Below are 21,321 nucleotides of genomic sequence, written 5' to 3' on the forward strand. Positions count from 1 at the left end.
CAATGAGTTATGTGCAGTTCCGTGGGAGCCGGCTTGCCGGCGACAGGGCCGCGCAGCGGCCCCGGCAATCGATCAGACCGCCGCGATCAACGCCTCGGAAAAGCGCTGCGCAACCTCATCGATCTGCTCGCCACTGATGATCAATGGCGGCAGGAAGCGCACCACCGCCCCATGCCGCCCACCCAGCTCCAGGATCAGCCCACGCTTGAGGCATTCGCGCTGCACCTTCGCCGCCAGCTCGCGGTTGGCCGCCGGATACCCAAGTGCATCCCGCTGCCCTTGCGGGTCCACCAGCTCTACCCCGAGCATCAGCCCACGCCCGCGAACATCACCCAACTGCGGATAAGCCCGCTGCAGCTGCTGCAGGTGCTGGCGCAGGCGCTGCCCCATGGCCTCGGCATGCTCGGCCAGGCGATGCTCGACCAGGTAATCGATCACCGCCGAGCCCGCCGCCATGGCCATCTGGTTACCACGGAAAGTGCCGGCGTGGGCGCCCGGTTTCCAGGTGTCCAGCCAGTCGCGGTACACCACCACCGCCAGCGGCAGGCTGCCGCCAATGGCCTTGGACAGGGTGACCACGTCCGGAACGATGCCGGCATGCTCGAAGGCGAACATGCGCCCGGTGCGGGCAAATCCACTCTGGATCTCATCGACGATCAACGCCACGCCGGCCTGCTCGGTGATACGGCGTACACCCTTGAGCCACTCGATATCGGCCGGGATCACCCCGCCCTCACCCTGCACCACTTCCAGAATGACCGCCGCCGGCAGCGGCACGCCGCTTTCCGGGTCGAGCAACAGGTTTTCCAGATAATGCAGGTTGGCCTTGACCCCGGCTTCGCCGCCCAGGCCGAACGGGCAACGGTAGTCGTAGGGGTACGGCATGAACTGCACACCGTTGCCGAGCAAGGCCCCCAGCGGCTGCTTCGGCCCATGGCTACCCATCAGGCTCAGCGCACCCTGGCTCATGCCATGGTAGGCGCCGTGGAAGGCCAGCACGGTGCTGCGGCCGGTGGCGCTGCGCACCAGCTTCAGCGCTGCTTCCACCGCATCGGTACCGGTCGGGCCGCAGAACTGCACCTTGGCCTCACGGCGCAACGCCTCGGGCAGTACGCCGAACAGGTCCTGGACGAAGCGGTCCTTGACCGGCGTGGTCAGGTCCAGCGTGTGCAGGGGCAGCTCATCGGCCAGTACCCGCTGGATCGCCTCGACCACCACCGGGTGGTTGTGGCCCAGCGCCAAGGTGCCGGCGCCGGCCAGGCAGTCGATGAACTGGCGACCTTCGACATCTTCCACATGGATGCCACGGGCGCGCTTGAGCGCCAGCGGAATTCGGCGCGGGTAGCTGCGGGCATTGGACTCCTGTTGCTGCTGGCGTTGCAGCAAGGGTGAATCGGTGAACTCGTACAAGGCACGCGGCGCGCTGGCCGGCGGGACCTGGGCAAGGCAGGAAGCAGTGGACATGGTGATTCCTCGCAAGCAAGCGAAAGTGCGGGTGTTCGTCGCTTGGGAAACGCTTGAGTGCGGGGAGGATTTAGCGGTTGCTGCGGGATTTTTGAAAGCAGGCCCGGCCCCTTCGCGGGTAAACCCGCTCCCACAGGATTTGCACGGACCTCAGGGTTGATGCTGCACCTGTGGGAGCGGGTTTACCCGCGAAGAGGCCGGCACAGGCAATAAAAATTAATGCCCCGAGCGCGCCGGCACTTGCAAAAGCACCCGCAACCCATCACTGCGGCTGTCGAACTTCAGGCTACCGGCACAACGCTGCACGATCGCCTGTACGATCGCCAGCCCCAACCCGCAGCCACCACTCTGCCCGTTACGCCAGAAACGCTCGGTCAGGTGCTCCAGGTCCGCCTCGGCAATCCCCGGCCCATGGTCACGCACCATGAAGCCCACCTGGCCGTCAGCCATCTGCACCTCAAGCTCCACCGCCTCGTCGCCGCCATGGCGCAAGGCGTTGTCCAGCAGGTTGCGCAGCGCTGCCACCGCCAACGGTCCCGGCATGCCCAGGTAAATCTGCGTAGCGGCTTCAGGCAAACGCAGCACGATGCGCCGGTTGTCGCCGCCGCCGGCATCCTGCACCGCCTGCCGGGCCACCTGCTCGGCGCTGCACTGCACGCCATCCTCGAACGACAGGCTGCCTTCCACACGCGCCAGCATCAACAACTGCTCCAGCGTGCGGTGCATGCGGTCGGCGCCCTGCTCGGCATGCTCCAACGCCTGCTCGCGCACGGCGCCGTCGGTCATCCGCGCTACCTGCAAGTGAGTCTTGATCGCCGTCAGCGGGCTGCGCAGTTCATGCGCGGCATCGTCGGTCAGGCGCCGCTCACGCTCGATGGTCTGGGCAATGCGCAAAAACAGCTGGTTCTGGGTTTCCAGCAATGGTTGCAGTTCGCTGGGCATGCCCGCCACCTGCAATGGCTCGACGCTGTCCGCGCGCCGGCGGCGCAGGGCATCGCGCATGCGGTTGAGCGGCTCCAGGCCCTTGCCCAGGCCGATCCACAACAGCCCCAGGCTGCCAAGCAGGGCCATCAGCACCGGCGCCGAGGCCGCCAGCAGGATCGACTGGTTCAGCGCCTCGCGCTCCATGTGCCGGTCAGCGGTGGTGATACGCACATCGCCATGGTTGTAGGTGAAGGTGCGCCACAGCGCGTCATCGATGGTCTGGTCACGGAAACCGCTGCGCTCATCATCCATGGCGCCATCATGCTTGTGGTTGCTGGCAAGTATTTCACCCCGCAGCGAGCTGACCTGGCAGGCCATGCCGTCCGGCACGCTGAACTGGTCGGCGGAAAAGTGCGCCTCCCCACCCTTGGCAGTCAACGGCTGCGGCAGCTGGTCGATCAGCCCGGCGACCATGCGCGCAGAAGCCACCAGGCGCTGGTCGAGGGAGAACATCATCTGCTGGCGCAGGTCGCGCAGCATCCACGCGGCAGCCAGCACCCAGATGATCACGAAGGCACTGCCCAGGATCAGGCTCAGGCGTACCCGCAGGCTCATGATGCGGCCTCCTCCGGCGCCTGCGCCGGGCCCAGGCGGTAGCCCAGGCCGCGCACGGTCTCGACGATGCCGTTGCCCAGCTTGCGCCGCAGATGGTGGATATGCACGTTCAGGGCATTGCTCTCGACTTCGTCGCTGAAGCCGTACACGCAGTCTTTGAGCTGCTCGCTGGACAGCACCCGCCCGGGGTTCTGCAGCAGCGCCTGGAGCAATGCCTGTTCACGCCGGGACAGGTCGACCGGCTGGCCGGCCAGGGTTGCCTCGCAGCTGCTCGGATCGTAGCGCAGCGGGCCGTGTTCGATCACATTCACCGCCCGCCCGGCCACCCGCCGCAGCAGGGTGTGCAGGCGGGCGGCCAGCTCGCGCAGGTCGAAGGGTTTGAGCAGGTAGTCGTCGGCACCAGCCTGCAGGCCATCGACCCGGTCGGTGACCGCATCACGGGCGGTGAGCACCAGCACTGGCAGTGTCTCGCCTTTCTCGCGCAGGCGGCGCAACAGCTTCAGGCCGTCTTCGTCGGGCAGGCCAAGGTCGAGAATCATCACGTCGAACTGCGCGGCCTGCAGCATCGCCCGTGCATCGGCGGCGTTGCCCACACGGTCCACGGTCAGGCCCTGGGCGGTAAGGCCGGCGCAGATGCCGGCGGCGATCAGGTCGTCGTCCTCGCAGAGCAGAACGTGCATGGTGGGGCTCCCGGAATGGTGTAGCTGGCATTGCACCTTGGGCGGATTAAGGGGGGATTATGGACCTTTTGTGGCGTGAAGGGGTGTTCACCTTGACGCTTGCAGTGAGCACATCAGGCCTGAATCAACCCCTGCGGCGTATCTACATCCAGCAGAACCCCGGCATCCTCCACTTCAACCACCACGCAACAATCCCGCTGCGCCCGCACCACCGCACGCGCCCCTTCATCCCCGGCCAGTTGCCCCAGCGCCGGCCAGAAATCGCGCCCGAAAATCACCGGGTGTCCGTGCTGCCCGGCATGACGTGGCAACACGATTTTCGAAGCGCTGGCGGCTTCCGCCAACTGCCGCAAAGTGGCCGGTTCGATCCAAGGCATATCACCCAGCAAAATCGCCACCGCCTGCGCCTTGCTGTCGACTAACGCCCCAGCCCCGGCAGCCAGACTATGCCCCATCCCCGACGCCGCACCAGGGCTCACGACAACCCGGCAATCAGCTGAGAGCCCGAAATCCTCGCCCCGCTCCCCTTCGCGCAGCACTACGCGTACATCATCGAATACTGCCCGCGCCCGCGCCACGCTATGTGCCAGCAGGCAGCGGCCATCGGCCAGGGCCGCCCGGCGTTTGTCGGAACCGAAACGCGTGCCGCGGCCTGCCGCCAGCACCAGCGCGACCACACTCACAGCGCCACCACCGCGGTGTCGGCGCTGGCGTTCACCAACAGCAGCGAGCCCGGCGCACGGGGTGCCGAGCCATAGGTGGCGAGTACCGTGCACAGCCACACCCGCTGGCGGTCGCACGCATACTGCAACGCCTGGCGGATCACCTGGAGATCGAGATGCTGCACGCTTTACTCCGCCTTCAGTTCGACGAACTACTGTACGCCCAGGTCGCCGGGCAATCCACTCCAGGCCTGGCGCAGGCAGTTGAACCTGTCAGTCACCTGCAAGCAGGCTCGGCGCCAGTGCGGGCTGCAGGAATTTGCATCCACAGGAAAGGGTTAACCTTGGGTTAATCGACCCAAGCCAGCATGACCCCTTTCAACGTACTGCCAAGGCGAAGACATGCGCGTCCTCCTGCTCTTCCTGACACTGCTGCTGGCCGGCCCGCTGCAGGCCAACCCGTTCGATGTCAAACCGGCATTCCTGCCGGTCAACCAGGCCTTCGTGCTGACCCACGACCGCCAGGCCGACGGCCAGATGCGCCTGTTCTTCCAGATCCAGCCAGGCTACTACCTGTATCAGAAGCGCCTGAAGTTCGACGGCCTGCCTGCCGAACAGCACCCGCAACTGCCAACCGCCCTCAACCACCACGACGAATTCTTCGGTGACAGTGCGGTGTACCGCGACCAGCTCGAACTGCTGCTCCCGGCCAATGCCCAGGGTCAGCTGCGCCTGGGCTGGCAGGGCTGTGCCGACGCCGGCCTGTGCTACCCGCCGCAAACCACGCTGATCGACCTGGGCGGCAGTGTGGCGCCAGCGGCCGAACAAGCCTCTGACCAGGCCCTGGCCAGCGACCTGCAACAAGGCCACCTGGCCTGGAGCCTGCTGGCGTTCTTCGGCCTGGGCCTGTTGCTGGCCTTTACCCCCTGCACGCTGCCGATGCTGCCGATCCTCGCCGGGCTGGTACTGGGCAATGGCGCCAGTGCCCGGCGCGGCTGGGTACTGGCTGGGGTCTATGTACTGAGCATGGCCCTGGTGTATGCCGCCCTGGGCGTGGTTGCCGCGCTGCTGGGCGCCAGCCTGCAGGCCTGGCTGCAGCAACCCTGGCTGCTGGGCAGCCTGGCGGGGCTGTTCGTGCTGCTGGCCCTGCCGATGTTCGGCGCCTTTGAACTGCAACTGCCCGCCGCTGTGCGTGACCGCCTCGACCGCGCCGGGCAAGGCACCCGTGGCGGCAACCTGTATGGCGCGGCGCTGCTGGGCGCGCTGTCCGGCCTGCTCATGGGCCCGTGCATGACCGCGCCGTTGGCCGGCGCGTTGCTGTACATCGCCCAGAGCGGCGACGTGCTGCAGGGGGCGCTGGTGCTGTTCAGCCTCGGCCTGGGCATGGGCGTGCCGCTGCTGTTGCTGGTGACCCTGGGCAACCGCTACCTGCCACGCCCGGGCGCCTGGATGAACCGGGTCAAGGGCGTGTTCGGCTTCGTGTTCCTGGGCATGGCGCTGTACACCGTGCGCAGCCTGCTGCCCGCGGCCTTGCTGCTGGCCCTGAGCGGCGCCTTGCTGATCGCCCTGGCCTGGGCTGCCTGGCCGGCCCTGCAGCGGTTGCCGGCGTTGCGCGCAGTGCCGCTGCTGGGTGCCCTGTGGGGTGGCCTGCTGCTGGTGGGTGCTGCGGCCGGTGGCGACGACCTCTGGCAGCCGCTGCGCCCGTTCGCCGGTGGCGCTGCTGCGCCGGCCGCCGGCCAGCACGCCGAGGACGCCTTCGTCACCGTCAGCCGCCCCGAAGACCTGCAACGCGAACTGGATGCGGCCAAGGCCCGTGGCCAGTGGGTGATGCTCGACTACTATGCCGATTGGTGCGTGTCGTGCAAGGTCATGGAAAAACAGGTGTTCGCCCGCAGCGACGTGCAGGCCGGCCTGGCCGGCGTGCACCTGCTGCGCCTGGACGTGACCGCCGACACCCCGGCCAGCCAGGCCCTGCTGCAGCGTTACCAGGTACCCGGCCCGCCCAGCATCATCTGGGTCGGCCCGGAAGGCGACGAACGCCGTGCGCGGCGCATCACCGGTGAAGTGGATGCGGCCGCCTTCCTGCAACACTGGACCCAGACCAGGAGCCAAGGCTGATGCTGACCGTAACCCTCGGGCCGCTGACCATGGCCCTCAACCACCTGCTGATGCTCACCGCCCTGGTGATCGCCAGCGTGGTCGGCTGGTGGGTCGCCCGGCGTGGCGGCGAGAGCCCGGAATCGGCACTGTTCAACCTGTTCCTGGTCGGCCTGCTGTGCGCACGTGCCGGCTTCGTGCTGGCCTACTGGCCGATGTACCAGGACGACCCGCTGCAGATCATCGATATCCGTGATGGCGGCTTCCTGTTCTGGTCGGGCCTGGCCGGCATCGTGCTCGGCGCCCTTTGGCAGGGCTGGCGCCACCCGGGCCTGCGCCGCCCGCTGGGCTGGGCGCTGTTCAGCGGGGCGCTGTTCTGGGGCCTGGCCAGCCTCGGCGGCCATTTGTACAGCAAGGGCACCGAACTGCCGGAACTGAGCCTGCGCAACGCCAGCGGCCAATCCGTAGCGTTGCACAGCTACCGCGGCAAGCCGCTGGTCATCAACATCTGGGCCACCTGGTGCCCACCCTGCCGACGCGAAATGCCGGTGCTGCAACAGGCGCAAAGCGCTTACCCGCACGTGACCTTCCTGTTCGTCAACCAGGGCGAAACCCCGGAAAACGTCAGCACCTTCCTCGCCACCACCGGCCTGAGCCTGACCCACGTGCTGTTCGACGGTACCGGCCTGCTGGCCCAGCGCGTCGGCTCCATGGCCCTGCCCACCACCCTGTTCTACGACGCCGACGGGCGGCTGGTCGGCAGCCACCTCGGCGAGCTGTCCCGGGCCAGCCTGCGCCACGCCCTGGAGCCTTTCGACCGGGCCACCGTGCCCGCCCCTGCCGCACAAGGAAACTGACATGCGACTGACTGCACTGCTGCCCCTGTCCCTGGCCCTGCTGGCTGCCCCCAGCCTGCAGGCCGAAGAGTTGCCCAAGGCGATTCAACAACTGCAAGCCAAGGGCGCCGTGATCAAAGGCAGCTTCGACGCCCCCAACGGCCTGCGCGGGTATGCCGCCGAGTACCAGAATAACGGCCTGGCCCTGTACCTCACCCCTGACGGCAAGCATGTACTGGTCGGCAGCCTGTTCGACGAACAGGGCAAGGACCTCAGTGCCGAGCCGCTGAAAAAGCTGGTGTATGCGCCGATGAGCAAGGAAATCTGGGCGAAGATGGAGAAAACCGCCTGGATCGCCGACGGCAAGGACGATGCACCGCGCAAGGTGTACCTGTTCAGCGACCCCAACTGCCCGTACTGCAACATGTTCTGGGAACAGGCGCGGCCGTGGGTGGAGTCGGGCAAGGTGCAGTTGCGCCATATCATGGTCGGCATCATCCGCGAGGACAGCCCGGGCAAGTCGGCGGCGCTGCTGGCGGCGAAAGACCCGGCCCAGGCACTGCACGAGCATGAAAAAGCAGGCAAGGCCAGCAAGTTGAAGGCACTGGAGCAAGTGCCAGAGGCGGTGCAGCAGAAGCTGGCGGCGAACATGGCGCTGATGGAAGAAATGGGCTTGCAGGCGACCCCGGCGATTTTCTATCAGGATGACCAGGGCAACCTGCAGAGCCAGCAAGGCGCACCACGGCCGGAGTTGCTTGGGAAGATTCTCGGCAAGCGGTAGCGCATGTCGGGGGTTTTGCGGTGTGGCGTAGATCGAGCGCCGCCCCGCAAAACTCAAGGCGAAACCCTAACCCTACAACCCCTCCAGCTCCGCCATCAGGTCACTGAGCCGGTCGACTTTGTCGTCATCCAGCGCACTGCCCTGCAGCCCCTGCACATATTCAGCCAGCTCCTCTACCGTGCTGCACTCGAACATCGCCCGTAGCGGCACGTTCAGTTGTAACTCCTTCTGCACCCGCGAGGCGATCTGCGTGGCCAGCAGCGAATGCCCGCCCAACTCGAAGAAGTTGTCGTGCCCCCCTACCCGCTCGGCCTTCAGCACATCGGCCCAGATACCGGCCAACACCTCCTCCAGCTCGTTACGCGGCGCCTGGTAGGCCTGGCTGTGCTGGCCACCGATGTCGATGGCCGGCAGGGCCTTGCGGTCGAGCTTGCCGTTGGCGTTGTGCGGCAGGCTGTCGAACCAGCCCCAGTGCAGCGGCACCATGTACTCCGGCAACTCGGCACGCAGGCGCTGCTTGAGCTGCTCCAGCAACGCAGCATCGGCTGCAATGCCCTGATGCGCCACCAGGTAGCCCACCAGGTGCTTGCCATTGACGCCCTCTTGCACGCCAACGGCAGCATCGCGGATTTCCGCCTGCTCGTGCAGACGGGCTTCGATCTCGCCCAGTTCGATGCGGTAGCCGCGAATCTTTACCTGGTGGTCGATGCGCCCGACATACTCCAGCACCCCGTCCGGACGCTGCCGCGCCAGGTCGCCGGTGCGGTACAGGCGTTCGCCCGGCGCACCATGAGGATGGGGGATGAATGCCAGCGCCGTACGCATCGGGTCGCCGACATAGCCACGGCCCACGCCGGTGCCAGCCACGCACAGCTCACCCACCGCCCCCAGCGGCACCAGCGTCTGGTCCTCGCCGAACAGGTACAGGCGGTTGTTGTCGGTCGGCGTGCCGATCGGCAGGTAGCTGCCACGGGTCGAGGCGGCATCGACGCGGAAGAACGCCACGTCATCGGAGCACTCCGCCGGGCCATAGGCGTTGACCAGGCCGATCTGCGGGTAACGCTGCAGCCACTGCGCTGCCAGCTCCGGTGGCATGGCTTCGCCGGTCGGCAGCATCCAGCGCAACCCGTCGAGCGCCTGATGGTCGTTGGCCAGCATGCCCTGGATCAGCGACGGCACACTTTCCAGTACGGTGATGCCGGTAGCCTGCACATGCGTCAGCAGGCCCTGCGGGTCATGGGCGATGGCGTTCGGCACAATCTCCACTTTGGCGCCGAACAACGGCGCGGCAAGGAACTGCCACACGGAAATGTCGAAGCTCTGCGAGGCCGTCTGGGCGACCACGTCCTGCTCGCTGAGCGCCAGGTACGGCACCTTGCTCAGCTGGTTGTTGAGCATGCCGCGCTGCTCGACCATCACCCCCTTCGGCAGGCCGGTGGAGCCTGAGGTGTAGATCACATAAGCGAGGTTATCCGGCCCGCTGTGGATGCCTGGGTTGTGGCTGGCAACGGCACTGGCCTGGATGTCTTCCCAAACCAGCAGCTGCGGCCGTGTCGCCAGGTCCAGCTCATCCAGCAACAGCTGCCCTTGCTCAGCACAGGCTGCACTGCACACCAGCACCGGCGTGCCGCTGAGCTGGATGATGCTTTGCAGGCGCGCTGCCGGCAGGCCAGGGTCCAGCGGCAGGTAGCCAGCGCCAGCCTTGAAGCTGCCAACGATCATGCCCAGCAACGGCAACCCGCGTTCGGCCAGCAATGCCACCGGCTGATCCACGCGGACCCCGGAAGCCACCAGGGCATGGCCCAGGCGGTTGGCCGCCAGGTTCAGCCCGGCGTAGTCATAGGAGGCTTCCAGGCAACGGGCCACAGTACGCTGCGGATGCGCGGCCACTTGTGCTTCGAACTGCGCGATGTAGCTCTGCTCCAGCGGATAAGACCGTTCGGTACGGTTGCAGTCTTCCAGCAGGAAGCGCTGTTCTTCGGTGCCAAGCAACGGCAGTTCACCCACCTCCCCTTCAAAGCCCTGCACCAGCGCCAGCAGCAGGCGCTTGAACTCGGCCAGCAGGCGCTCGACGGTCGGGTAGTCGAAGTAACGCTGGTCGAACGACAGGTGCAGGCCGAGGTCATCGCCCGGGTAGCACACTGCTGTCAGCGGGAAGTTGGTATGGGTACGGCCCGAGTCGGAACTGGCATTCAGGTGCTGGGCGTGGTCGAGCACGGTGGTTTCCACCGGCGCGTTCTCGAACACGAACAGGCTGTCGAACAGCGGCTGACCCTTGGGCAGCTCGCTGCATTCCTGGATCGCCACCAGCGGCAGGTATTCGTACTCGCGCAGCTCCATGTTGCGCTCCAGCAGGCCTTGCAACCACTGGCGCACACTGCAGCGCTCACCCGCCACCGGCAACTGCACGCGCAAGGCAATGCTGTTGATGAACAGGCCGACGGTACGCTGCATCTGCGGCATGCTCACCGGGCGCCCGGCCACGGTCACGCCAAAGATCACGTCGCGGTCGCCGCTGTAGCGCGCCAGCACCAGGGCCCAGGCCGCCTGGGCAAAGGTGTTGACGGTGAGCTGGTGGGCCTGGGCCAGTTCGCGCAGGCGCACGCCGTCGCTTACCGCCAGGCGGGTGTAGCAGTCACCGACGATCATGCCGCTACCGGCATGGTCGTGGCGCAGCGGGCGGTCGCTGGGGAGGGTGGTGGCGCGTTCGAAGCCGGCCAGGTTGGCCTGCCACCAGGCGCGCGCGTCGTCCAGGCCCTGGCGTTGCAGCCAGCCGATGTAGTCGCGGTAGCGCGGTGGCACCGGCAGCTGGGCCTGACGGCCTTCGCCAAGGGCCTGGTAGACCTCGAAGAAGTCGTTCATCAACAACGAGCGGCACCAGGCATCGATGAGGATGTGGTGGTTGCTCATCATGAACCAGTAGCGCTCGTCGGCCACACGCACCAGGCGCAGGTGGAACGGCGCCTCGCTGAGCAGGGCGAAACCCGCCTCGCGTTCCTGCTTGTGCAAGGCCTGCAGGCGCTGCTCCTGGGCGTCGTCATCGAGGCCGCGCCAGTCCTGGTAGTCCACCGGTGTGTTGCCCGGCTTGTGGATGATCTGCAGCATCGCCTCGCCGGTATTCCAGCTGAACGATGCACGTAGCGCTTCGTGGCGCGCCACTACCGCCTGCCAGGCCTGGGCGAAGCGCTCGGGGTCGAGCGCGCTGTTGATGCGGTAGCGGTCCTGCATGTAATAGAGGCCGGTGCCCGGCTCCAGCAGGGTGTGCAACAGCATGCCCTCCTGCATCGGCGTCAGCGGGTAGACGTCCTCGATCTGCGCAGCCGGTACCGGCAGCGCGTCGATCTGCGCCTGGGTCAGGTGTGCCAGCGGGAAGTCCGACGGCGTGAAGCTGCCGTTGCCATCCGCCAGGCAATGCTCGACCAGTGCCAGCAGCTCCTGGCGATAAGCCTCGGCCAGGCGGGCGATGGTCCGCTCGTCATAGCGCTCGGTGCTGAAGGTCCAACGCAGTTGCAGGGCACCGCCATACACCTGGCCATCGACACTCAGCCAGTTGGGCAGCGGTGCATCGAGGTCGTGGGCCAGGCCGGCCGGGGCGTCCATTGGCTGGAACAGAGCAGAGCTGTCGAACTGCTGGTCGAACTGGCCCAGGTAGTTGAAAGTGATACGCGCCTGCGGCAAGGCCGCCATCTGCTCACGCCCGGCCTCATCCGCCAGGTAGCGCAACACACCGTAACCCAGCCCTTTGTGCGGCACCTGGCGCAGCTGCTCCTTGATGCGCTTGATCGAACCGGCCCGCGCCGCGTCGTCCTCGCCTGGCAGCGGGCGCAGGCTCAGTGGATAAGCGTTGGTGAACCAACCGACGCTGCGGGTCAGGTCCATGTCTTCGAACAGCCCGTCGCGGCCATGGCCTTCAAGCTGTACCAGCACTTCTTCGTCGCCGCTCCAGCGGCACAGGGCACGTGCCAGCGCGGTCAGCAGCAGGTCATTGACCTGGGTGTGATAGGCCGCCGGGGCCTGTTGCAGCAACTGCCGGGTCTGCACCACATCCAGGCCGATGGCCAGGGTACGGGCGTGACGGTGCAGGTTGCCGCCCTGCGGGTGATCGCATGGCAGTTCGCGGCGCACGCTGCCCAACTGGCCTTGCCACCAGCCCAGCTCGTCACGCAGCGAATCGCTGCCGGCGTAGCTGGCCAGGCGTGCGGCCCAGTCGCCCATGGCATGGGTCTTGGCCGCCAGCGGCTGGCCACGGTACAGCGCCTGCAGGTCTTCCAGCAGCACGCGCCACGACACGCCATCGACCACCAGGTGATGGATCGCCAGCAACAGGCGCTGGCTGCCCTGCCCGTCCTTTACCAGCAAGGCGCGCAACAGTGGGCCCTGCTGCAGGTCGAGGCTGCGTTGCAGGTCGGTATACAGCGGTTGGCAATCGGCGAAGTCGGCAACCGTGGCTGTCCATAGCAATTGCCCGGTGCCAGGCAGGGCATATTCGGCCTGCCAACGGCCCTGGGCCTGGCTGAAGCGCAGACGCAGGCTGTCGTGGTGCTGCACCAGGGCGGCCAAGGCGTGCTCCAGTACCCCTTCATCCAGCGGCTCGCGCGCCTCCAGCAGAACGGCCTGGTTCCAGTGCTGCGGCTGTGGCACTTCACTGTCGAAGAACCAGTGCTGGATCGGCGTGAGGCCGGTCTGGCCCTGGCGCTGGCCCTGTTCGATGCTGCTGGCGGCTTCGCTGTGCCGAACGATGGCCGCCAGGGTCTGGATGGTCTGATGCTGGAACAGGTCGCGCGGGGTGAACTGCAAACCGGCCTGACGGGCCCGGCTGACCACCTGGATCGACAGGATCGAGTCGCCGCCCAGCTCGAAGAAGTTGTCCTGCACGCCGACCCGGGCAACGTTGAGCACGTCGCACCAGATCTGCGCCAATTGCGCTTCTACCGGGCTGCCGGGCGCCTGGTACTGCTGGCGAGCCTGCTCCAGGTCCGGCAGCGGCAGCGCACGGCGGTCGAGCTTGCCGTTGCCCATCAGCGGCAGGCTGTCGAGCAGCACCAGGTGCGCTGGCACCATGTAGTCCGGCAGATGCTGGCGGGCATCGGCCTTCACCGCGTCGCGCAGCAGGCCCTGGGTCTCGCTGTCGGCAGCGGCCTGCTTGCACACCAGGTAGCCCACCAACTGCTTGCCGCCCGGCAGGTCGAGGGCCAGCACCACGGCCTCGTCGATATCGGCATGCGCCTGCAGGCGGCTTTCGATCTCGCCCAGTTCGATGCGGAAACCGCGAATCTTCACCTGCTGGTCGGCGCGGCCGACGTACTCGACCAGGCCATCGCTGCCCAGGCGCACCAGGTCACCGGTGCGGTACAGGCGCCCGCCTTCGCTGCTGAACGGGTCGGCGACGAAGCGCTCGGCGCTGAGGCCCGGGCGGTCGTGGTACCCCTGGGCCAGGCCGGCACCGCCGACATACAGCTCGCCAATACCGCCTTGTGGCAACAGGGCAAGGTCCTCGTCAAGGATGTAGGCCGTGCGGCTACCGATGACGCGGCCGATCGGTACGCTGCCCAGCTCCGCTGGCAGTGTCTGTGGTGCCAGGCAGGCCAGCGGCATGACCACAGTTTCGGTCGGCCCGTAGGCGTTGAAGAACTGCTGCGGCGCGAAGGCCTGGCGGATGCGCTGCAGGTGTTCGCCGGTCAGCGCTTCACCACCGGTAATCACCAGGCGCACGGGCAACTGCTCGCCCTGCCCGGCCAGGTACTGCGCCAACTGGCTACCGTAGCTGGGCGTGAAGCCGAGGATGCTCACCTGCTGCTCGTGCACCAGCTGACAAATGTCTTCGGCACCCCACTGCCCCTGGGCACGCAACACCACGCGGGCGCCGCACAGCAGCGGCACCCACAGGCGTTCGCTGGCGGCATCGAAATTGATCGAATAGAAGTGCAGCTCGCAGTCATCGCTGCGCATGCCGAACGCCGCGATCACCGCCTGGCAATGCATGGCGAACTCGCCGTGGCTGACTACCACGCCCTTGGGCTTGCCGGTGGAGCCGGAGGTGTAGATCAGGTAGGCCTGGTGCTGCGGCAGGTTGAGGTTGTCCAGCGGCGCATCGCTGTAGGCCGACAGGCTGGCGCTGTCGTCCTCCAGGCTCCAGCGCGTCACGCCTTCGGGCAGCTCGCCCAGGGTTTGCAGCAGCGCGCGCTGGCTCAGCAGCAGGCCGATGCGGCTGTCTTCAATCATGTAGCGCAGGCGGTCGAGCGGGTACTCGGGGTCGAGCGGCACGTAGGCGCCACCGGCCTTGAGGATGGCCAGCAGGCCGACGACCATTTCCAGCGAGCGCTCCAGCGCCAGGCCCACGCGCACCTGCGGGCCGACGCCGCGCTCGCGCAGGGCGCGGGCCAGGCGGTTGGCCTGCTGGTCGAGTTCGGCATAGGTCATGTGCTGGCCGGCGAAGGTCAACGCACCTGCATGCGGCGTGCGCGCAGCCTGGGCGGCGAACAGGCCGTGCAGGGTCTGGCCGAGGTCGAGGTCCTGCTCGCCCTGCAACTGGCCCGCCAGCACCTGCTGCTCGGCGCTACTCAGCATCGGCAGCTCACACAGGCGCTGCTGCGGGTTGTCGAGCAGGCCGGCCAGCAGTTGCTGCCAGTGCTCGGCCATGCGTGCAATGCGTGGTTCGTCGAACAGGTCACGGCTGTAGGTCAGGCAGCAACCCAGGCGGCCGTCGAGGTCGGTCACCTCCAGGTACAGGTCGAACTTGGTGGCGCTGGCGTCGTTGACCAGGTAATCCACCTGCATGCCAGCAAGCTGGCGGCTTTGCTGGAAGGCCCAGCGCTGCACGTTGCACATCACCTGGAACAGCGGGTTGTAGGCACTGCTGCGCGGTGGCTGCAGGGCTTCCACCAGCTGGTCGAACGGCAGGTCCTGGTGCGACTGGCCTTCGATGGCAACCTGGCGCATCTGCTCCAGCAACTGTGCGGCGGTCATCTGGCCGTCCAGCTCGCAACGCAGCACCTGGGTGTTGAGGAACGCGCCGATCAGCCCTTCGCTTTCCGGGCGGATGCGGTTGGCCACCGGCGCGCCAATGCGCAGGTCACGCTGGCCGCTGTAGCGGTGCAACAAGGCGGCCAGGGTGGCTGCCATGGTCATGAACAGGGTCAGGCCACGCTGGCTGTTGAAGGCATGTACGCGGGCAACCAGCGCCGGGTCGAGCTCGAAACGGTACAGCTCGCCACGGTGGCTCTGCACGGCCGGGCGCGGGCGGTCGGCAGGCAACGCCAGCACCGGGTGTTCGTCGCCCAGGCGATCCTTCCAGTAGGCCAGCTGGCGGGCGCCCTCGCCGCTCTCCAGCCATTGCCGTTGCCAAACGCTGTAGTCCAGGTACTGCACCGGCAGCGGCGCCAGCGGCGATTCGCGGTCATCGACGAAGGCCTCGTACAGCTCGCCCAGTTCGCGGGCGAAGATGTCCATGGCCCAGCCTTCGGTGACGATGTGGTGCAGGGTCAGTACGAAGAAGTGCTCACGCTCTTCGGCTTTGACCAGGCATGCGCGCAGCAGCGGGCCGCGCTCCAGATCGAACGGCTGGTGCGCCTGGTCGTCGGCCAGTTGTTGCAGGCGTTGTTGGCGGGCATCGGCGGGCAAGGCGCTGAAGTCCTGCCAGTCGAGGTGCAGGCTGCTGTCTTCGGCCACGCACTGGTACGGCACGCCATCGATGCCGGGGAAGGTGGTGCGCAGGGTTTCGTGGCGCACCACCAGCGCCTGCAGCGCACGCTCGAAGGCATCCACATGCAGGGCGCCGCGCAGGCGTGCCATGCCGCCGACGTTGTACGCCGGGCTGTCCGGCTCCATTTGCCAGAGGAACCACATGCGCTGCTGCGAATACGACAGCGGCACCGCCTGACGGCGGTCGACACGGGCGATTGCGCCTTGCAGGTTGTGCTCACCGGCAGCGCGGACACGCGCGATCTCGGCACAGAAGGCGCCCAGCTCGCTGGCGTCGAACAGGGCCTTGAGCGGTAGCTCGACATCGCAGGCCTGACGCGTGCGCGAAACAATTTGAGTGGCCAGCAGCGAATGGCCGCCGAGGGCGAAGAAGTCATCCTGCAGGCCGATGCACGGCAGGTTCAGCACCTCGCGCCAGATGGCGGCAACCTGCTGCTGCAGCTCGGTTTGTGGCTCGACGTGCGCACGCTGCTGCCACACCGGGGCCGGCAATGCCTTGCGCTCGACCTTGCCGCTGGGGCCCAGCGGCATCTGCGCCAGCGGGATGAGTTGTGCCGGCACCATGTAAGCCGGTAGTTGTTCAGCCAGCACCGTCAGCAATGCATCAGGCTGGGCGCTGCCGGTGTAGTAGCCGACCAGTTGTGCGCCGACGGCATCCTTGTGGATCAGCACCAGCGCCTGTTCGACCCACGCTTGCGCCAGCAGGCAGGCCTGGACTTCCTCGGGCTCGACCCGGAAGCCACGCACCTTGACCTGCTGGTCGAGGCGGCCAAGGTACTCCAGCGCCTCGGTCTGCACCTGCCAGCGGGCGCGGTCGCCACTGCGGTACAGGCGTTCGCCATGGCCGTCGGCCCGGGGCACGAAGCGCTCGGCGGTGAGGCCCGGGCGGCCCAGGTAGCCACGGGCCAGGCCTGCACCGCCAAGGTACAGCTCGCCCGGTACACCAGGGGCCGTCAGTTCCAGCTCGTCGTCCAGCACGCGGCACAGCACATTGCCCAGCGGGCGGCCGATCGGCGAGTGCTCGCCATCGCTAGCCTGGCAATGCCAGTGGGTGACGTTGATGGCGGTTTCGGTCGGGCCATAGCGGTTGTGCAGTTGCACCTGTGGCAGCGCCTGTAGCACCCGGTCACGCAGCGCGACGGACAGCGCTTCACCACCGGAGAACAGCCGGCGCAGGCTGCTGCAGGCACCCGCCTGCGGCTCCTGGATGAATACCTGCAACAGCGGCGGCACGAAGTGCAGCGTGGTCACGCCATGGGTTTGCACCAACGCGGCGATGCGCTGCGGGTCACGGTGCTCGCCGGGGCCGGCAAGCACCAGCTTGCAACCGGTCACCAGCGGCCAGAAGCATTCCCACACCGAAACGTCGAAGCTGATCGGCGCCTTCTGCATCAGCACGTCACTGTCGTCCAGCGCATAGCTGGCCTGCATCCACTGCAGGCGCTCGGCCAGTGCTGCATGGGTATTGCCCACGCCTTTTGGCTGGCCAGTGGTGCCGGAGGTATAGATCACGTAGGCCAGGTTGTCGCCATGCAGGTGCAGGCCAGGCGCATGGGTAGGCCAGCTGTCCAGGTGCAACTGGTCGAGGGCAATGGCGCTGACGCCCTCGACCTGTGGCAGCCTGCCCAGCAGGCTGCTGTGGCTCAGCAGCAGGCCAGCGTTGCAGTCGCCGAGCATGTAGGCCAGGCGCTCGGCCGGGTAATCGACGTCCAGCGGCACATAGGCGCCACCGGCCTTGAGAATGCCCAGCAGGCCGACCAGCAGCTGCGGCGAACGCTCTACGGCGATGGCCACGCAGGTGTCGGGGCCGACGCCTTTGTCACGCAGATAGTGGGCCAGACGGTTGGCTTGCTGGTGCAGCTCGGCGTACTCCAGGCTGCCACCGTCCCACACCAGGGCGGTGCGCTGCGGGGTCAGGCGTGCCTGTTCATTGAGCTGCTCGACCAGCAGACGCTGCGGTGCCGCTACCGGTGCCTGGCCCCAGCTCAGCAGTTGCGCGCGGCCAGGCTCGTCGAGCAATTGCACCTCGCCCAGCGCCCGCTGCGGCTCGGCGCACACCTGCTCCAGCAGGGCCAGCAGGTGCCGGGCCAGACGCTGGACGGTGCTGGCGTCGAACAGTTCTGCGGCATAGTCGAAAGCCAGGCTCAGGCGGCCCTGGTGGTCTTCCTCACTGTGCAACTGCAAGTCGAACTTGGCTTCGCGACTGTGCCACGGCAGTTCTTCGGCCAGCAGGCCCGGCAGGCGGCGCAGGGCAGACAGGTCACGTTGCTGGTGGTTGAACATGACCTGGAACAGGCCTTGCTCGCGTGCCTCGGGCAAGGCGTCGACCAGTTGCTCGAACGGCAGGTCCTGGTTGGCTTGGGCGTCCAGGGTGGCCTGGCGCACCTGGGCCAGTAACTGATCGAACGGCAGGCGGCCATCGAGTTGCGCGCGCAGCACCTGGGTATTGATGAAGAAGCCGACCATACCTTGGGTTTCCAGGCGCGGGCGGTTGGCGTTGGGCACGCCGACGCGGATATCGGCCTGGCCACTGTAGCGGTGCAGTAGCGCCTGCCAGCCGGCCAGCAGGACCATGAACAGGCTGGCCTGCTGTTCGCGGGCCAGGCCCTTGAGCGCCTCGGTGAGCCTGGCCGGTACCTTGAGGCTGAAGCGGGCGGCACGGTGGTCGCGCTGGCTGGCGCGTGGATGGTCGGTGCACAGGTCGAGCACCGGTAGTTCATCTCCCAGGCGCACCTGCCAGTACTGCAACTGACGCCCGGCTTCGCCTGCGGCCAGCCACTGTCGCTGCCAGGTGCCGTAGTCGGCGTAACCCAGGGTCAGCGCTGCCAGGTTGGCCTCAAGGCCTTGGCAACGGGCGGCGTACAGTTTGGCGAATTCGTCGAGCAGGATGTTCAGCGACCAGCCATCGGCGACGATATGGTGCAGGGTCACCCATAGCTGATGGTGTTCATCGTCAAGGCGCGCCAGGGTCACCCGCAGCAATGGCCCATGGGTCAGGTCGAACGGCTGGCGGGCCTCGGTTTCCCGCTGGGCGGCGACCTGTTCGGCGGCCTGGCCTTCGAGGTCCAGGCGGCGAAGGTTGAACGCCTGTTGCGGCAGGATGCGCTGCAGCGCCTGGCCGTTCTCTTCGGCAAACAGGGTACGCAGTGATTCGTGGCGCGCCACCAGCGCCTTGAAGGCCGCTTCCAGGGCACTTTCGTCCAGCTCACCGCGCAACTGCAGGCCGGCCGGAATGTTATAGGCGGCCGACTGCGGGTCCAACTGCCATAGCAGCCACAGGCGGTTTTGCGCCAGCGACTGGGGCAGCGCCTGGGTGCGCTCCAGGGTGGCGATGGCCCCGACCCGGCCACCGCCTTCGGCGATGATCGCGGCCACTGCCTTGGCGTAATCAGCCAGTACCGGCGCCTCGAACAGGGTGCGCAGGCCCAGGTTGATGCCCAGTTCATCGGCCAGGCGTGCGGTGGCGTGGGTGGCGGCGATGGAGTTGCCGCCCAGCAGCAGGAAATGGTCGTCTGCTGCCACCGCCTCGACCTTGAGGATGTCGCGCCACACAGCGGCGATGCGTGCCTGTAGTTCATCGCCGGCTGCCCCCGTGGCAACGGGCTCGCCCACTTCAGGGAAGCGGGCATAGCAGTCCAGGCTGCCATCGTCCATGCGCAAGCGGCAGGCCGAACGCTGCAGCTTGCCGCTGGAGGTCTTGGGCAGCGCGCCCGGGTTCAGCAACAGGACCACGGCCGGGGCCTGGCGGCAGGCGTCGGCGATCACCTGGCGCAGGGTCTTGATCAGGTCCTGGGGTTTGATCGCCTTCTGCACGTTGCGGCTGACTTCCACCGCCACGCCGATGCCCTCCTCGCCTTGCTGCTCAACGGCGAACACCGCCACCCGGCCTTTGCGCAGCACATCCACTTCGCGCTCGAGGGTTTTTTCCAGGTCCTGCGGGTACAGGTTCTGCCCACGCACGATCAGCATGTCTTTCAGGCGCCCGGTGACGAACACTTCGCCTTCGCGCATGAAACCCAGGTCACCGGTACGCAGCCAGGTCTGGCCGTCCATCTCGACGAAGGTGCGGGCGCTGGCCTCTGGGTTGCGCCAGTAGCCCAGGGCGATGCTCGGGCCGCCGGCCCAGATCTCGCCCACCTGGTTGTCGCCCAGCACCTGCAGGCGTTGTGGTTCGACAATGCGCACGGCATGCCCGGGCTGCGGGTAGCCACAGCTCATCAGCACACTGCCCTTGCCAGGTTCCGCACGGTTGGCGGCGAAGGCTTCGGCGTCCAGCTCCAATGCGGCGATGCCCTGGCCACGGCGGCTGCCGCTGACGAACAGGGTCGCCTCGGCCAGGCCGTAGCTGGCGAAGAAGCTCTGTGAGTCGAAGCCGCAGGCCTGAAACTTGTCGGCGAAGGTCGCCAGGCTGTCCTGGCGGATCGGCTCGGAGCCGGAATAGGCCACCCGCCAACGGCTGAGGTCGAGCCCGGCCAGCGAGGCTTCGCTGACCCGCTCGCTGCACAGCCGGTAGGCGAAGTCGGGGCCGCCGCTGATGGTACCGCCGTATTCACTGATGGCCTGCAACCAGCGCAGCGGCCGGGCCAGGAAGTAGCCCGGCGACATCAGTACGCAGGGTACGCCGCTGAAGATCGGCTGCAACAGGCCGCCGATCAGGCCCATGTCGTGGTACAGCGGCAGCCAGCTGACGATCACGTCATCAGGATTGAGGTCGATGCCAAAGCCCTGGCGGATCAGTTGTTCGTTGGCCACCAGGTTGCCATGGCTGACCTGCACGCCTTTGGGCAATGCGGTGGAGCCTGAGGTGTACTGCAGGAAGGCGATGTCATCACCCTTGAGTGCGGGCTCGCGCCAGTTCGCAGCCAACGCCGGGTCCAGGCTATCCACTGCCAGCAGTTCGGGAGCGTTGGGCGCCGCCAGGGCCTCCAGGCCCTGCAGGCTGCCGTGCAGCGCCGCAACGGTCAGCAGCAGGCGCGGCTCGGCGTCGTCGATGATCGACAACAAGCGCTGCTGGTGGTGCTGGCGCGCGGACTCCGGCGGGTAGGCCGGCACTGCAATCACACCGGCATACAGACAGCCGAAGAACGCCGCCACGTAGTCTGGCCCGCTGGGGAACAGCAGCACTGCACGGTCGCCGAAGCCGGCCCGGGCCTGCAAGGCAGCGGCGATGGTGCGCGCACGCTGGTCGAGGTCCCGATAGCTGAGCACGGCCTGCTCGCCGGGCGCGTCGGCCAGAAAGCGCAAGGCGACTTTGTCCGGGCTCTGCGCGGCGCGTTGCGCCAGGGCCTGGACCAGCGAGAGCGGGAGTTCGAAGGCGTCCGTCATGGGGTGTTCCTGCCAGTGTCTGGTTGGGTCGGGCCGGCTGCTGCGCGAACGTGGGCGCGGCGGCGTGTGGCGGCCTGGGGTGTACACAGGGGAACGGATGGGCGGGGGGATAAATTAGCGTATGAAAGGGTTTGGGGGCTGCATTTGGGCTGCTGGGGGTATGCCTTGGGTGGTGCGGCGCTCGATCTCACAGGCGCTGAAAACGCCCTGCCATGCACCCAGCAACCCTCACGCCT

Annotated in this window: 8 protein-coding genes and 1 pseudogene; 3 read left to right on the forward strand and 6 right to left on the reverse strand. The window is 67.1% G+C overall.

From position 1 onward, the window contains the following. Nucleotides 1-72 precede the first annotated feature (72 nt). From M2S36_RS03200 to M2S36_RS03220, 5 genes and pseudogenes are all read right to left on the reverse strand, one after another. A complete protein-coding gene (locus M2S36_RS03200) occupies nucleotides 73-1,464 on the reverse strand; it encodes an aspartate aminotransferase family protein (RefSeq protein WP_233686964.1) in 1,392 nt (463 codons plus the stop codon). 216 nt (nucleotides 1,465-1,680) lie between these two features. After that, entirely contained in the window at nucleotides 1,681-3,003 is a 1,323-nt protein-coding gene (locus M2S36_RS03205; RefSeq protein WP_207830055.1) for an ATP-binding protein, read from the reverse strand. Further along, nucleotides 3,000-3,683, reverse strand: a complete 684-nt coding sequence (locus M2S36_RS03210; RefSeq protein ID WP_013973469.1) for a response regulator — start codon at nucleotides 3,681-3,683, stop codon at nucleotides 3,000-3,002. Before M2S36_RS03210 ends, M2S36_RS03205 begins: the two co-directional genes overlap by 4 nt. A 113-nt stretch (nucleotides 3,684-3,796) precedes the next feature. Further along, complete coding sequence (locus M2S36_RS03215) at nucleotides 3,797-4,366, reverse strand: nucleotidyltransferase family protein (RefSeq protein ID WP_207830050.1); 570 nt, start codon at nucleotides 4,364-4,366, stop codon at nucleotides 3,797-3,799. 23 nt (nucleotides 4,367-4,389) lie between these two features. Then, nucleotides 4,390-4,530 (reverse strand): annotated as a pseudogene (locus tag M2S36_RS03220) (XdhC family protein); the annotation flags it as partial. 217 nt (nucleotides 4,531-4,747) lie between these two features. Here M2S36_RS03220 and dsbD point away from each other — a divergent pair. The 3 genes from dsbD to dsbG are packed head-to-tail and all read left to right on the forward strand — an operon-like array spanning nucleotide 4,748 to nucleotide 8,059. After that, a complete protein-coding gene (gene dsbD / locus M2S36_RS03225; RefSeq protein WP_333956692.1) occupies nucleotides 4,748-6,463 on the forward strand; it encodes a protein-disulfide reductase DsbD in 1,716 nt (571 codons plus the stop codon). Continuing rightward, complete coding sequence (locus M2S36_RS03230; protein ID WP_207830046.1) at nucleotides 6,463-7,299, forward strand: TlpA disulfide reductase family protein; 837 nt, start codon at nucleotides 6,463-6,465, stop codon at nucleotides 7,297-7,299. Before dsbD ends, M2S36_RS03230 begins: the two co-directional genes overlap by 1 nt. A 1-nt stretch (nucleotide 7,300) precedes the next feature. After that, complete coding sequence (gene dsbG, locus M2S36_RS03235; RefSeq protein WP_233686966.1) at nucleotides 7,301-8,059, forward strand: thiol:disulfide interchange protein DsbG; 759 nt, start codon at nucleotides 7,301-7,303, stop codon at nucleotides 8,057-8,059. Nucleotides 8,060-8,131: 72 nt separating this feature from the next. Here the strand turns inward: dsbG and M2S36_RS03240 are convergent, their stop codons facing one another. Next, nucleotides 8,132-21,085 (reverse strand): non-ribosomal peptide synthetase, encoded by a 12,954-nt coding sequence (locus tag M2S36_RS03240; protein WP_333956693.1) that lies wholly within the window; start codon nucleotides 21,083-21,085, stop codon nucleotides 8,132-8,134. Between the last annotated feature and the right edge of the window lie 236 nt (nucleotides 21,086-21,321).

The sequence above is a fragment of the Pseudomonas sp. SF2 genome, from assembly GCF_036858055.1.
Classification (GTDB): domain Bacteria; phylum Pseudomonadota; class Gammaproteobacteria; order Pseudomonadales; family Pseudomonadaceae; genus Aquipseudomonas.

What these genes read in the sequence shown, in the direction of transcription:
- dsbD (WP_333956692.1), top strand. Translation starts at nt 4,748, where the DNA reads ATGCGCGTCCTCCTGCTCTTCCTGACACTGCTGCTGGCCGGCCCGCTG.
- M2S36_RS03240 (WP_333956693.1), bottom strand. Translation starts at nt 21,085, where the DNA reads ATGACGGACGCCTTCGAACTCCCGCTCTCGCTGGTCCAGGCCCTGGCG.
- M2S36_RS03200 (WP_233686964.1), bottom strand. Translation starts at nt 1,464, where the DNA reads ATGTCCACTGCTTCCTGCCTTGCCCAGGTCCCGCCGGCCAGCGCGCCG.
- M2S36_RS03210 (WP_013973469.1), bottom strand. Translation starts at nt 3,683, where the DNA reads ATGCACGTTCTGCTCTGCGAGGACGACGACCTGATCGCCGCCGGCATC.
- M2S36_RS03205 (WP_207830055.1), bottom strand. Translation starts at nt 3,003, where the DNA reads ATGAGCCTGCGGGTACGCCTGAGCCTGATCCTGGGCAGTGCCTTCGTG.
- M2S36_RS03230 (WP_207830046.1), top strand. Translation starts at nt 6,463, where the DNA reads ATGCTGACCGTAACCCTCGGGCCGCTGACCATGGCCCTCAACCACCTG.
- dsbG (WP_233686966.1), top strand. Translation starts at nt 7,301, where the DNA reads ATGCGACTGACTGCACTGCTGCCCCTGTCCCTGGCCCTGCTGGCTGCC.